This window comes from Diplocloster agilis (assembly GCF_019042275.1).
Taxonomy (GTDB): domain Bacteria; phylum Bacillota; class Clostridia; order Lachnospirales; family Lachnospiraceae; genus Diplocloster; species Diplocloster agilis.
Genome location: NZ_JAHQCW010000002.1, coordinates 192,880 through 207,357, shown reverse-complemented (window position 1 = coordinate 207,357; position 14,478 = coordinate 192,880). Strand labels below are relative to the sequence as shown.

The following is a 14,478-nucleotide window of genomic DNA, read 5'->3' as shown; positions in this document are numbered from 1 at the left end:
TATCATAGACTCCTAACCTTTTATTGCTCCATTTGCGACGCCGTTTAAGATCTGTTTCTGACATATGATATAGAATATCAATATGGGGATCAATGCAAGTATATATGAGGCAAATGCCAGATTATAATTCGTTCCGAACTGCGTCTGGAAATTAAGCTGCGCCAACGGCAATGTGTTTTGTCCTGTTCCGGACATGATAACAAGCGGCGTCATAACATCATTCCATGTACCAAGCGCTGTGAGAATCGCAACCGTTGCGTGCATGGGTGTCATGATCGGAAAAATGACCTTCCAATACGTGGTCCATGTGCTTGCCCCGTCAATGTCCGCGGCTTCTTCTAATGCGACCGGAATATTCTTTAAGTATCCGGTATAGAGCAGAACATTCATCGGCATATAGAATACCAGGTACAGCAATATGACTCCGGCGCGGTTTCCCAGTCCCATCTGCGCGGTCTGTTTTACTAAGGGCATCATCAGTATGGAAAAGGGAACAAACATGCCGCTGACGATATACAGATAAATAAAACGGAAGCTCTTTTTCCTTGCCATGCCCCTGCCGATGACATACCCCGCAATCGAATGAATGAGAATAGCCAGAACAATGGTAGTTAAAGTAATCAAAAGGCTGTTTCCCAGGGAATGCCAGAAATCAGTGACTTCCATAGCCTGCCGGAAATTATCAAGGCTCCAGTGGACGGGAAAAGACAAGGCGCCGGCTACGTCATTGGTCATTTCGCTGGGCTGCTTAAATGCTATGATAAAGGCCATATAGAGCGGGAAAAATATCGTTACTGTTCCTAAAATCAAAACAAGGGTAAGTACCCAGTTCGTTTTTGTGGTTTTCCGCCTCATAATTGCTCCTCCTTTTTATTCATAACGGTCATTTGGAAAATAGATATGGCGACGATCACAATGAAGAAAATTACGGCGTTGGCACTCTGGAAACCAAACTGGCCGCCATCCATTCCGTTCCGGTATATGAGATAGGAGATAGATTCCGTACTCTGCGCCGGACCACCTTTAGTCAAAGATATAATCTGATCGAAAACCATCAGGAAATTCTTTGTGCTTAATACCAGATTGATGGTCACAAAGGGGATAACAAGCGGTAACGTCACATGACAGAATTCCTTCCATTTACTTGCCCCGTCCAGCATACTTGCTTCATATACGTCCTGCGGAACCGTCTGCAGGCCCGAGATATAAATAATGGTATTCAGTGCCACCGCCTGCCAGACGCCTACGATCAGCACGCCGACCCACGCATAGGTTTCACTGGCAAGAATGCTGTTCTGCAGTCCGCTTATATGAAACGTATTCCCGACTGCCGGAAGAATATAGGTAAATATAAAGCTGAAGATGTAGCCGATCACCAATCCCCCCAAAATGTTCGGAACAAAATAAATTCCTCTGACCGCGCTCTTGAAACGAATCCGGCTGTTTAATCCCAAAGCCATAATCAGGCTGAGCACGTTTACCAGTACCGTTCCCGCCAAAGCGTATTTAAAGGTAAACAGATAGCTTTTTCCCACCCGGACATCGGAGAAGAGATCGATATAGTTTCGGAATCCTACGTAATCATAACTGCCATATCCTTTATAATTCGTGAAACTGTAGATAATACCCTTTATCATAGGCAGCGTATTGAAGGTAAAGAACAAAACCAGAACACAGATGATAACGGCCCAGAATGTTTTATCACGATTTGTCATCCTTTTTTTCATTATATCCTCCTTGCGTGCGTCTCTTTGCACTGATTGGTATGGGCGGACCAGCCTTCGCTCAATCCACACCCTCCGTTTCCTGCCGGTATTGCTGTATCTTCCAGATCAAATCCCTGTTATACCGTTTCCATTCCTTGTCAAACCGTTCCAAGAACCGATCCGCCGCGCCCTCCTGGGTATCCAGCAAAAAGGTCTGGATCATGGCGTCTACACTCATTTCACTGGGATAATGGTGATCCTGATAATCGGCCATTCTGTCATTTTCAATATAAGACCGCATCCCTTCTAATTCGGCCGGAATTTGGAAATCGCCTTCTTTACAGGCGATCCCGCCCTGGTCGTCCAGATAGATCTGGATGGTTTCATCCTCATATAAAAACCGGAGTACCTCATATACGGCTTCTTTATTTTCACAATTCTTCATCACGCTGAACTGTAAATCTATGCCTGAGTTCAGGACATTTTCTTCTTCCGACGCGTTTGCGGGAAAGGTAAAAGAATCGATATTCATAGATGGATTTACCGACTTGATCTGCGGTATCGCATAGCTGCCGATGGGATACATGGCAGACTGCCCTCTGGCAAAAGCGGTGCATGCGTCGTTATATCCGTAGGCATATGGATTGGGTTCCGCGTAATCGAGCAGTACTTGCATTTTTTCGGCAACCTCGCGGTAGGATTCCGTAAAAGTCGTGTTACCCATATTTACCTGGCTGCAAGTATCCGCATCCGATAAACCGACTGCCAGGGCATTCCAGGGCGCATAACAGGTCCAGGTATCCTTATAGCCCAAATATAACGGCTGGATTCCGTTACTTTTTATCTCATTGCACAACGCTGTAAATTCATCCCAGGTTCCTGGTATTTCCCATCCATGCTCCTCGAACATATCCTTGTTGTATAGAATCCCGGCCGCATTCGCCGCATAGGGCAATGCATAAATACCCTCCTGCGGAATAAACTCAAGTTTCTTGTCCATATCCAGGTAGGACTGCTTTACCTCTGTGACTTCCTCAAGATCCGAAATATCCATAAATAACTCGGCATCCAGAAAATTTGAATAATTGATATCGCCGCCGATCCCTACAATGTCAGGATAATCTTCTCTGATAAACCTTGTTTTCAGGATTGTCATGGCTTCATTGGGGGAATCGATGGTCAGGTGAATATCATCGTGGGAGGCATTGAAACGTTCTGCGATTTCCTCAAAAGCTTTTACCGCTTCCGGTTTATAGGACACCAGTTCCACCTCCGTCTTACTCTCAGGTGCGCCTTGGCCGCATCCGGCAAGACTTGCCATTCCCGCCATAATACCTAAAACCACGGAAAATCTTCGGACTCTTTTCCCATTTAACATACATTCCTCTCCTCTCAGGCGGATTTCAGTTTTTATTGTTACATCTATTTTAACATACCATTATGCTAACTATAAATACCAGTATTTTTCATCTTTTATATCACTATGCTAGCTTTTGTGATATAATATCAAGTGATATCGCATTTTGGTATATTCCATGATAAAGGAGTCTGAAATGAGCAATATTTTCTTTAACATTTTTCCCAATGAAAACTTCATTGATCTGGGCATGTATCAGTATGGCTGTGAGCAATGCGAACCTGGGCATTCGTTTGGCCCTGCCGCGAGAAATCATTATTTGTTCCATTATATTATTGCCGGTACGGGAACGCTCATGGCGGATAATGCCAATGGCGAGACACAGACATACTCCATAAAAAGCGGGCAGGGGTTCCTGATTTTTCCCGGACAGATTACGACGTATATCGCGGATCAGGAGCTTCCATGGGAATATGTATGGATTGAGTTTGACGGTTTGCGGGTAAAAGAGGCGCTTGCATTGACGGAACTTTCCAAAGACGCCCCCGTATACCGCTCGCACTCCAAAAATCTTCGTGAACAAATGTTGAATGAAATGTTATATATTGCCCATCATGAAAAGGAATCCCCCTTTCATCTGATCGGCCATCTGTATCTGTTTTTTGACTACCTTACCCAGTCCGCGAAATCCAGCAGACTGGTGAAGAGCAGCAAAATGAGTGATTATTACATCAAGGAAGCCATCAACTACATTGAACAAAACTTCCAAAACGACATTACGATCGAAGACATTGCCGCTGTCTGCGGAATTAACCGCAGCTATTTTGGAAAAATTTTCAGAAATGCAGTCGGGCGCTCCCCGCAGGAATTTTTAATGAATTATCGAATGGTTAAGGCCACAGAATTATTAAAACTGACCTCCCTGTCGATTGCGGACATCAGTTCGGCTGTGGGGTATGAAAACCAGCTTCATTTTTCACGCGCGTTTAAAACTATTTATGGCGTTTCCCCCAGAGAATGGAGAAATCAGCACAGATAAATTCCATTTTACCGGTCTTGCAAATTTAGGTGTAATAAACTACAATAATGCTTGATACACAGATAACCTGCAGGAATAACGACAAGTGTTATACTCAAACGGAAGCGACAGCACAGAAAGGAGACAGATATGGCAGAAAAGCAGCGGCCGGTACCGGGAGATTTTTACCGGCGTGATCCGGATAAATTATATCAAATCATTACAGTGGCGCAGGATGTGGATGACGGGGGCTACAAAGTGGTTTATCAGGCGTTAACCGGGGAGTTCCCGGTCTACACGGAACCAATGGAGCGTTTCCTGGCCGAGACGAACCGGGTTCGTCCCAGGAAATCTGCCGGAACATATGAACCGGGGATACAGGATCAAGGCATGCAGACTGCGGGCGCGCAGGCGCCGGGCATGCAGGCTTCAGAATCTATGAAGACGAACGGCCAAGAAAGCGGGGATATCCGAGAGGATATTCAACAGACCCTTTCGGAAGACCCGGAGGAGGGGACCGTGAACCCCAGGCTTTTAGAATTCCTGGACGCCTCTACCAATCAGGAAAAACTGGATATTCTCCAGAAAATCCGCAGAGAGATCGATGATAAATTAATGGACGACCTGGCCATGTCCATGGATCTGACTCTGAGCGGAAAGGATATCCAGCAAAAGTACAAAGAATTACAAAATTGTCTGCTTACCTATATCAAATACGAGAGCGCCAGACGATAAAGAGAATGCCCGATGCTTAGGACTTGGAACCGCGGTCTGTATGCGGGGACAAGCCGGCTGGCCGGGTTCAAGGATAAGAGCCTATTCACCAGAAACACATCATGTGTTCCCGGTGGATAGGCTCTTGTTCGTCGGACGTGAAGTCCACCGGTCATACCTTAAACAGCGGACATACCAAAACCAGAGAAAGTAACCGAAGCATCACTGAGACAAATTATGAGACAATACGCTTATAAATAACCCATTTCCATTGACATACAGGAAAAACATGGTATTATATTAATAATGGTAATAATTACTATTATTTAGACCCAGATAACTATAGGAAATCAACTAAGGAGGAACAAAATGAATCATTTACCAATGAGCGTACGTGTCCCGATTGAAACAGACAATCCTTCAATTCAAAGAGAAGAGTCCCTTTGCATCAAATGCGGGCAATGCCGGGAGATATGCAGCAGCTATATCGGCGTTCATAACACGTACCGTCTGGAGGATACAAATAACAAGGCAGTCTGTATCAACTGCGGACAATGTGCGAATGTCTGTCCGGTATCCAGCATCACGGAAACCTACGAATATCCGGATGTCAGGAAAGCCATAGCAGATCCGGATAAAATCGTCATATTCAGTACATCCCCGTCCGTGCGTATTGCACTTGGAGAAGAATTTGCCATGCCGGACGGAAGCTTTGTACAGGGAAAAATGGTAGCCCTCTTAAGAAAACTCGGCGGCGACTATGTGCTGGACACAAATTTTGCTGCCGATCTGACTGTGGTAGAGGAAGCCAGCGAACTGATTGAGCGGATCACGAAACAGCAAGCGCCCCTGCCCCAATTTACCAGCTGCTGTCCGTCCTGGGTAAAATATGCGGAAACCTACCATCCGGATCTGCTTCCCCATCTGTCAAGCTCGAAGAGTCCCATCGGCATGCAGGGACCGACCATAAAAACCTACTTTGCCAAACAGATGAACCTGGATCCGTCAAAAATCGTCAACGTCGCGGTAACCCCCTGCACAGCCAAAAAATTTGAGATCCGCCGGGAAGAGATGAACGCAGCCTCCGGCTATCTGGGCCTAAACAATGTAAGGGACATGGACTATGTCATCACCACCCGCGAACTAGCCAAATGGGCAAAAGAAGAAGACATCGATTTTATCTCCCTTGAAGATTCCGATTACGACCGCCTGATGGGTGAAGCTTCCGGCGCAGGCGTGATCTTCGGAAACACGGGAGGCGTAATGGAAGCGGCCCTGCGCACCGCCTATGAATACATCACCAAAGAAGCGGTCCCGGAAGACTTCCTAAATCTTCAGCCGGTACGCGGATTAGAAGCGGTAAAAGAAGCCACCGTAACCATTGCGGACTTACAGTTAAAGGTAGCCGTCATCTACGGCACCAAAGCCGCCACCGAATTCATAAACCAATGGAAAGAGACAAACCAGAGCTATCATTTCATAGAGGTAATGACATGTCCTGGCGGCTGTATCGGAGGCGGCGGCCAGCCCAAAGGCACTTTATTTAAAGGCGACGGCCTGCGCCAAAACCGCATAGACGGCCTGTACAACCGCGATACCCAGCTAAACCTCCGCAACAGCCACGATAATCCGGAGCTTCAAAAACTATACAAAGAATTCTACGGCCGCCCCTTAAGCAAACTGGCAGAAGAAATGCTACATACATCCTACCACGACAGAAGCAGCGATCTAGGCAAATAACACGAATCCTCAAATTTCACCTGTGTATTCACCAGTGTAGGAGGATGAGGGGATGAGGAGGAGGGCTGAAGCAGAGGCGGACGTAACGGGTCCAAAATCGCTTGAGGCCGAACCTTAGAACGGGTTACGCAGAAGAGGACGAAACCTCGCAGGACCCGGGGCACTGTCTGAGCCGTATTTTGGCGAGTTTGCCCCGGGTCCTGCTAATCGGAGGTTTCGCCCTCTTCGGAGTTACCCGTTCTTAGGTCCGGCCGAAGCGATTTTGGACCCGTTACGTCCGCCTCTGCTTCGGACCTCCTCCTCATCCCCTCATCCTCCGGTCCTTCTACGAAAAATTCACTTGACACGAAGAGTATTATTGTATACAATGATACTTAATTTGATGGTAAATTATAGCAACGCAGGTGAAAAAGAAAAAAGAGGAGTGGCGATTATGGACAACAGACCGGTTAAAATGAATGAGCACACGAATTTGCTTCAGTTGGAAGAGCATATCTATCCGTTGGTGGACGTAGATAAGCCGAACGTATTCCGAAATTTATTCCCCTATGACGAGATCCCGAAGATCGCTTTTAACGACCGGATCGTGCCGCACAATATGCCGGAGCAGATCTGGATCACAGACACCACCTTCCGGGACGGACAGCAGTCCAGGGCGCCCTATTCCACGGAACAGATCGTGAAGATATATGATTATTTCCACCGGCTGGGCGGCCCCAACGGAATCATCCGCCAGTGCGAGTTCTTCCTGTATAGCAAGAAGGACCGGGACGCGGTCTACAAATGCATGGAGAGAGGCTACCGGTTCCCGGAAGTCACCAGCTGGATCAGGGCCAATAAAAAAGACTTTGAACTGGTGAAAGAGATCGGCATGAAGGAGACGGGAATCCTGGTCAGCTGTTCCGATTATCACATTTTCTATAAGATGAAAATGACCAGAAAGCAGGCGATGGAACATTATCTGAGCATTGTCAGGGAGTGCCTGGAGACAGGGATCAGCCCCAGATGCCATCTGGAGGACATCACCCGGTCCGATATCTTCGGATTTGTCATTCCGTTCTGTGTGGAACTGATGAAATTGATGGAAGAATACCGGATTCCGATCAAGGTAAGGGCCTGCGACACGATGGGATACGGGGTGAACTACGCCGGCGCCGTAATTCCCCGGTCCGTACAGGGCATCATCTACGGGCTTACCACCCACGCGGGCGTCCCTTCGGAGCTGATCGAATGGCATGGACACAACGATTTCTATAAAGCGGTATCAAACTCCACCACGGCCTGGCTCTATGGGGCCAGCGGCGTAAACTGTTCCCTGTTCGGAATCGGAGAGCGCACCGGGAACACGCCGTTAGAGGCGATGGTATTTGAATACGCGCAGCTGCGCGGAACCCTGGATGGCATGGATACTACCGTGATAACGGAGATGGCGGAATATTTCGAAAAGGAAATCGATTACCACATTCCCTCCCGGACCCCCTTTGTAGGCCGGAACTTTAACGTGACCAGAGCCGGTATCCATGCGGACGGCCTGCTGAAAAATGAAGAGATATACAATATCTTCGATACCGGAAAATTCCTGAACCGGCCGGCGTTAGTAGCGGTATCCAACACATCGGGCCTGGCGGGGATCGCCCACTGGATCAATACCTATTATAAATTAAAAGACCAACGGCAGGTGGATAAGAACTCCGCACTGGTAGCGAAGGTAAAAGAGTGGGTGGACGCCGAGTATGATTCCGGCCGCGTCACTGTAATCACGGACAATGAGCTGGTGGTTGTTATCACTAATGCTTGTAAAGAGTTGGGGATTGTTTTATAATCGATAGGAGGATCCGATTTGAGTGAATACGATGTGCAAAAAGAAGTGACGGATAAATTTTCTCTCCGTGGAAGAGTGTTCCATAAGCTTCGCGAAGATATTTTAAGCGGCAAGTACAAACAGAACGAGGAGCTTCGGGAGGTAGCCATCGCTACGGAATTGGGGGTCAGCAGAACCCCGGTCAGAGAAGCGATCCGGCAGCTGGAGCTTGAGGGCCTGGTCAATCTGATCCCCAACAAGGGAGCCTATGTGACCGGGATCACCATCAAGGATGTCAAGGATATCTATGTGATCCGTTCCTATCTGGAAGGGCTGTGCGCCAAGTGGGCCACGGAATTCATCACGGAACAGCAGTTAGGCGAGCTGGAAGAAAATATCTATCTGTCGGAATTTCACGCGGAAAAAGAACACTATGACCAGGTGCTGGAGCTGGATAACCGGTTCCATCAGTTGCTGTACGATGCGTCGGGCAGTAAAATCCTGGATCATGTCCTTTCGGATTTTCATCATTATGTCCAGCGTGTTCGTAAGATATCCATTGCGACCCCGGAACGGGCGCTAAAGTCCAACGAGGAGCACCGCAAAATCGTGGAGGCGATCCGGGCAAGGGATGAAAAGCAGGCGGAGAGCCTGGCAAACGAGCATATCATGAACACCATGGAAAATATCAGCAAATACGGTCTGGAAAATATTCTCGGTTGAGCATGGCAGGAACAATACGGCACTCCCGGGAGAATAAAGACTGCAATAACTAGGAGGATGAGTAATGGAAAAAATCAAAATGGCGACTCCGTTGGTTGAGATGGACGGAGATGAAATGACCCGGATTCTGTGGCAGATGATCAAAGACGAGTTATTACTCCCGTTCATTGAGCTGAACACAGAATACTATGATCTGGGACTGGAGCACAGAAATGAGACCGACGACCAGGTAACCTTCGATTCCGCCGAAGCCACCAAGAAATACGGTGTGGCGGTAAAATGCGCCACCATCACGCCCAACGCGGCCAGAATGGGAGAATACAACTTAAAAGAGATGTGGAAGAGTCCGAACGGCACGATCCGTGCGATCCTGGACGGCACCGTATTCCGCGCACCCATCGTGGTAAAAGGAATCGAACCCTGCGTGAAGAACTGGAAAAAACCCATCACCATTGCCAGACATGCCTACGGCGACGTCTATAAAGCTACGGAAATGAAGATTCCGGCAGCGGGCAAGGCAGAGTTAGTATACACGGCAGCAGATGGAACCGAGACACGGGAATTGATTCATGCATTTGACGGTCCTGGAATCATCCAGGGAATGCATAATCTGAACAAATCCATTGAAAGCTTCGCCAGAAGCTGCTTCACCTATGCGCTGGATACGAAACAGACCCTGTGGTTTGCCACGAAAGATACGATTTCCAAAAAATATGACCATACCTTCAAAGATATTTTCCAGGAGATCTTTGATAAAGAATATAAGGAAAAATTCGATGCGGCCGGGATTGAATATTTCTATACGCTGATCGACGACGCGGTAGCCCGTGTCATGAAGTCGGAAGGCGGATACATCTGGGCCTGCAAGAACTATGACGGCGATGTTATGAGCGATATGATATCTTCCGCCTTCGGTTCGCTGGCCATGATGACCTCCGTACTCGTTTCCCCGGACGGATATTTTGAATATGAGGCGGCTCACGGAACGGTTCAGAGACATTACTATAAGCATCTGAAGGGAGAAGAGACTTCCACAAACTCTGTGGCTACGATCTTCGCCTGGACAGGAGCCCTTCGTAAGCGCGGCGAGCTGGATGGCAATGCGGCGTTAGCAGAGTTCGCCAACCGGCTGGAGAAGGCCTGCATCAAGACCATCGAGGACGGCAAAATGACGAAGGATCTGGCGCTGATCACAAGCATCCAGAATCCGACCGTGTTGAGCAGCGAAGGATTTATCAAAGCCGTGAGAACGACTTTGGAAGAAATGCTGTAAGCCGGAAGAAGAAAATCAGGAAAGCAATAAAAAGATAACAAATGCAGCGACAAACCCTATGCGGTTGCCGCTGCATTTTCTTTGATTCAGAGATTCAGAATATTCTATAATTATTTAATCAATACGGATCAGATTCCTGGAGTCGCCTTCGTCTGTGGCCAACTGGCCGGCCAGAGAACCGATTCCTTCCGTCAGATTTGTAAGCTGCTCGTCGCTAAGGGAAGCTAAAGATTTAAAAAAATCTTCAAAATTAGACTTCATAAACCGGTCAACCATCTGATAATAAAACTGTTCCCCCATCCGGCTTGCGCGCAGAATGATATTTTTTCGGTTATCCGCCGTTTTATACTTTTCTACCAGTCCCAGTTTGACCAGTTTTGCGGAGTACTTCGTCAGAGTGCTGGTCGCAATTCCTAACTGCTGTGAAATAAAAGCCATGGGAGCATGGCTGTCCGGGTGTTCCAGAAGATATTCCAGAACCTGCCATTCCTGCGCAGATAAGCTGAATCCGTATTCCTCATATTTCGTCTGCAGGGTAGAATTCCTTGCGGCGATATTGTTAAACCGGACGATGGAGGCGACAAGGTCGCCGTACCGCCCCTTCCAATTCTGTTTCATAAGCAAGTACCTCTTTACAAGTATATACCACCCCCTTTGTTTTTGTCAAAATTCTTCTTAGGAAATCATCATGGCCAGACAGTTGGTACTGACCATACAAAAGGCGATGATCGCAGCGCCAATCATGATTCCGGCATAGAAGCTATTGGTTTTTCTTCTTATGTACAGGGCCAGCGCGGTCGCTACGCCGAATTGCGGAATTACGTTAGAAAGCAGATCCATGTAAAAATGTGCAAAATGTCCGGTATAAAAGGGCTTGTCGAACCGAAGAATCACCTGGTAAACAACAAACAGTGCAGTCATTCCCACCAGACCGACGATTGTGCCGATGAGCACGGATTTTACCAGTCCTTTACCCTGCGTGATATCATCTTTAAATTTCAGGCAGTTGCCGGCGAGTAAAAAGAGGGAGAAATACGGCAGTAACACAAGGAAGTACCAGGGCAAGGCTGCGGCTCTCTGCGGGCTGAAGGGACGGATACTTAAGGTCCATATGTGCAGATCTGTGTTTGAATAACGGTATATCAAAAGGAGAATGAAATAAGCGCTCATAAACAGAATACCTGCAAATACCGCAGACTTCACGAGGTAGGATAATTGGAACTTGTTTTCATTGTCCGCACAGGAAAAGCCATATGTACTCAAGCTGCCTCCCTGTTTTTTTCCGAATTTGAAATGGTAAATCAAGAAAAACACCAGGAGTCCAACCGCGGAAAAAAGGGTCCAGACCACATAGCCGTTAGGCGTGGTGCCCAACTGAAACAGACGGTTGGAAGAAAGCTTGTTGCCGACAGCGGTTCCGGGAAAGAAAAAGGCAAGGGGTATCAGGGTGAGAATCAACGCGCAGATCCACCAGCCCTTTGATTTGTATGCAAAACCGGCAGGAGCCTGTTCTGCTTTTAATTTCAGGCTGGAGAACAGGCTGGAATCTAACAGGATACCGGCCAGGCTGAATAAGAACATGACCAGACCGATTATAGCCGCAGCAAGGCCGACTACTTTCCAGCCATAGATCAGATCATTTTCCGATATGGGATTCGGAGCCTCCATAGAATTCATCACAGACTGTACTTCCAGCCGGATGAACGGACCGGATATCATATCGTCCTGATGGGTCTGGTTGAGCGGATAGAAGATTCTCGCAGTTCGGTCCTCCCAGGAACCATAGAGCTTATTCGGTTCGATGATATCGGTACCGAATACCGCAGTCAGGAATTCATCCTGATAGATTTCATCAAAATCTGTGAGTCTGGCCAGAATGCCTTCATCGTGTTCTGCTGAGATCTGGACAAAATTAAAGTCATATTCCGGAAGCGCATCGTTGTAAATAACATCGGAGATTACCAGGGAGACCGGCCTTTTCGTGGAGAGTCGGTAACTGTACAAAGAACCCATGGAATGCCCTCCGACTCCAATCTGATCAGAATCCACAAATGCGAGAGTTGCCAGATAATCGTAGATGGTGTCTAATTCCATCGAGCCATTATTGGTCCAGTATTGTTGCGCGGGATTCACCTCGGTATCTCCGCACCCGGAATAATCCACGACCGCTACCACATAGCCGCGTCTGGCAAGCTCGGTTGCCCAGGGGCTGGCGATATCGGAGGGACAGTCCCCGCCGGGACAGATAATCATGGCCGGAGCGGGAGCCACAGAGGCAGAGTCCGGTACGTAGAGGTTTGCTGAGACGTTGTAACCATCATCATCCATGAGTTGTAAACGCTGAGTCTTTACAGTACCGAAGCTTGTGTCAATTCCGTAGGATAAGAGTGAGCCTAAAACAATAATAATGAGTGCAGCTGCTAAAATTCTTACTTTTCCTTTCATTAAACAAACCCTCCTGCTATTTATTTTTTCTGGACCTTTGATAGGTATATTATATAATATTGTTCATGTATAAACAATATTATATATACACAAATAATATAAGGCCGGTTTGTTTAATTCGCTTATCTTTTCGACTCACGGAGTAAAAACAGGCGGTGTCCGGAGCGATGCCGCTTCCGGCAGCCCGTATTTGATTAAAAAACTGCGGACCACTGTCAGGATATGGCAGTAGCAGGAGGAGAGGCCGGAAGCAAAGCCATCCGCATCCCCGGCCTGAAGACAATGAAACGCTTTCAGGCTGTTTAGATTCAGCTGGTTCGTACTATCGCTTTTGCCGCTGTAGAAAGAGAAATAGTAGCCCCATAACAGCAATTTGTTGATTTCACTTAAAATAGTCCGGTAAGGCTGCAAATCCAAATGGTTCATGATACAGGTAAAAATATGCTTTAAGGGTATCGACTGCGGCTGCGCGAAGCGGTCCTTCAGGGCGTTTATTTCCCGGGGCGTGATGCGGTCGAAGACGCGCAGCGCGGCAGGCCCGATCAGCAGGGCCATGAGCTGTAGTCCGCTCAGATAGAGCAAAGTGTCGTGCCGGAAGGTTTTGTCCTTCAGACAGTGAAAGGTGGCCTGATCATCCTGCATAAGAACTAAAGTTCCTTTGGCATTTATGGTTTGGCCAAAGCCCAGTTGATTCAGCATGGAAAGCGCTTTGCGGACCGTGGACACGGACACGCCGTATTGTTTTGCCAGCATGGCTTCTGCGGGCAGATAGGAACCGGATGGATATTCGCCGGTCCCTATTTTATTGATGAGATCCCGGGCGATCTGAGTATAATAGTGATCCCGGCCCCGCTCTGCATGCCATACAAAGGAGATTTTGGGATCTGCCTTCACATTCGGAAAGCGCACAGAAAATTCCTCGAGCCGGCAAAGAATATAAGCGGTGATCTCACGGTAAATATCCTGGAAACAGCGCTTGGTATCCTGAGGAGCGCTTTTATTTAAAGCATTTATGACCGCAGTCATATATCCTTGTATATTCTGCAAATCCGATATGCCGGAGGGCGAGCCGTATGCCGCAAAAAACGGCGCGTGGGCGTCTACCTGCAGACTGGAATACAATTCGGTGAACAGCAGATTCCCAGACGCATGCAGCACATCGTGCAACAGAAAATTCGCGGTACGCCAGTCATTTTTGGAATGCGGTTTTTTGGAGTATGCCAGCGCGTAAGCGTAGTGTTCCATGCTCCGCACATCACTGACCGAGACGGAAAAAGATAATAGAATGGGCATGATGATTTCTAACGTCCGGTATGCGTCTTCAATGGCAGTCCGGCATCTTAAAATATAAGGAATGGAAGAGGGGACGGTACCGTTTTGTGTACATTGATAAATGACGACCGCCGGCTTTCGTTCCTGTGTGCGGATCAGCCCTTCCTCTTTCAACGCGTGCAGCACGTCTTTGGCCGTGCGTATACCAACATGGTAAATTTCGCAGATCTGGCTCATGGACGGAAGCGCGCTGCCATAGGCGAATTGCCCGGTTAGAATCTGCTTTCGCAAATTTTGGTACAGATAATCAAATAAAGTTCTTTTGTCCTGCATGGTAATCCCTCCATTTTTCTAATATAACATAAAAAATGGCAGCAAGCTATATGCTTACGTACACAGATATGATCTTGTCTGTCGGTTTTTGTTTTG

Annotated in this window: 12 protein-coding genes; 6 read left to right on the top strand and 6 right to left on the bottom strand. The window is 47.6% G+C overall.

The window, feature by feature from the left end:
• Positions 1-12: 12 nt before the first annotated feature.
• From KTH89_RS02355 to KTH89_RS02345, 3 genes are read right to left on the bottom strand one after another with little or no spacing between them, the layout of a single operon-like run.
• Complete coding sequence (locus KTH89_RS02355; RefSeq protein WP_158344330.1) at positions 13-855, bottom strand: carbohydrate ABC transporter permease; 843 nt, start codon at positions 853-855, stop codon at positions 13-15.
• Positions 852-1,727: a carbohydrate ABC transporter permease gene (locus KTH89_RS02350; RefSeq protein ID WP_158344331.1), complete on the bottom strand. Its 876-nt coding sequence runs from the start codon at positions 1,725-1,727 to the stop codon at positions 852-854. The genes KTH89_RS02355 and KTH89_RS02350 overlap by 4 nt, the downstream gene beginning before the upstream one ends.
• A gap of 58 nt (positions 1,728-1,785) precedes the next feature.
• The gene (locus KTH89_RS02345) at positions 1,786-3,084 is read right to left on the bottom strand and encodes an ABC transporter substrate-binding protein (protein ID WP_330656645.1); all 1,299 of its coding nucleotides are present in this window, start codon (positions 3,082-3,084) and stop codon (positions 1,786-1,788) included.
• Positions 3,085-3,259: 175 nt separating this feature from the next.
• Here KTH89_RS02345 and KTH89_RS02340 point away from each other — a divergent pair, with 175 nt between their 5' ends.
• From KTH89_RS02340 to KTH89_RS02315, 6 genes are all read left to right on the top strand, one after another.
• A complete protein-coding gene (locus tag KTH89_RS02340; RefSeq protein WP_158344333.1) occupies positions 3,260-4,102 on the top strand; it encodes an AraC family transcriptional regulator in 843 nt (280 codons plus the stop codon).
• 129 nt (positions 4,103-4,231) lie between these two features.
• Entirely contained in the window at positions 4,232-4,816 is a 585-nt protein-coding gene (locus tag KTH89_RS02335; RefSeq protein WP_238720471.1) for a DUF1653 domain-containing protein, read from the top strand.
• A gap of 348 nt (positions 4,817-5,164) precedes the next feature.
• Entirely contained in the window at positions 5,165-6,535 is a 1,371-nt protein-coding gene (locus KTH89_RS02330; RefSeq protein WP_158344335.1) for a [FeFe] hydrogenase, group A, read from the top strand.
• Positions 6,536-6,968: 433 nt separating this feature from the next.
• Positions 6,969-8,357 carry a beta/alpha barrel domain-containing protein gene (locus tag KTH89_RS02325; protein WP_158344336.1) on the top strand — a complete coding sequence of 463 codons (1,389 nt, stop codon included), beginning with the start codon at positions 6,969-6,971 and terminating at the stop codon, positions 8,355-8,357.
• Between the two features lie 18 nt (positions 8,358-8,375).
• Positions 8,376-9,059: a GntR family transcriptional regulator gene (locus KTH89_RS02320; RefSeq protein WP_158344337.1), complete on the top strand. Its 684-nt coding sequence runs from the start codon at positions 8,376-8,378 to the stop codon at positions 9,057-9,059.
• A gap of 64 nt (positions 9,060-9,123) precedes the next feature.
• Complete coding sequence (locus KTH89_RS02315) at positions 9,124-10,332, top strand: NADP-dependent isocitrate dehydrogenase (RefSeq protein ID WP_238720470.1); 1,209 nt, start codon at positions 9,124-9,126, stop codon at positions 10,330-10,332.
• Between the two features lie 114 nt (positions 10,333-10,446).
• On the opposite strand, the gene KTH89_RS02310 is transcribed toward KTH89_RS02315, so the two are convergent.
• From KTH89_RS02310 to KTH89_RS02300, 3 genes are all read right to left on the bottom strand, one after another.
• The gene (locus tag KTH89_RS02310; RefSeq protein ID WP_238720469.1) at positions 10,447-10,950 is read right to left on the bottom strand and encodes a MarR family winged helix-turn-helix transcriptional regulator; all 504 of its coding nucleotides are present in this window, start codon (positions 10,948-10,950) and stop codon (positions 10,447-10,449) included.
• A gap of 57 nt (positions 10,951-11,007) precedes the next feature.
• Positions 11,008-12,777 (bottom strand): prolyl oligopeptidase family serine peptidase, encoded by a 1,770-nt coding sequence (locus tag KTH89_RS02305; RefSeq protein WP_238720468.1) that lies wholly within the window; start codon positions 12,775-12,777, stop codon positions 11,008-11,010.
• Positions 12,778-12,912: 135 nt separating this feature from the next.
• Positions 12,913-14,382 carry a GntR family transcriptional regulator gene (locus KTH89_RS02300; RefSeq protein ID WP_238720467.1) on the bottom strand — a complete coding sequence of 490 codons (1,470 nt, stop codon included), beginning with the start codon at positions 14,380-14,382 and terminating at the stop codon, positions 12,913-12,915.
• Positions 14,383-14,478: the final 96 nt, after the last annotated feature.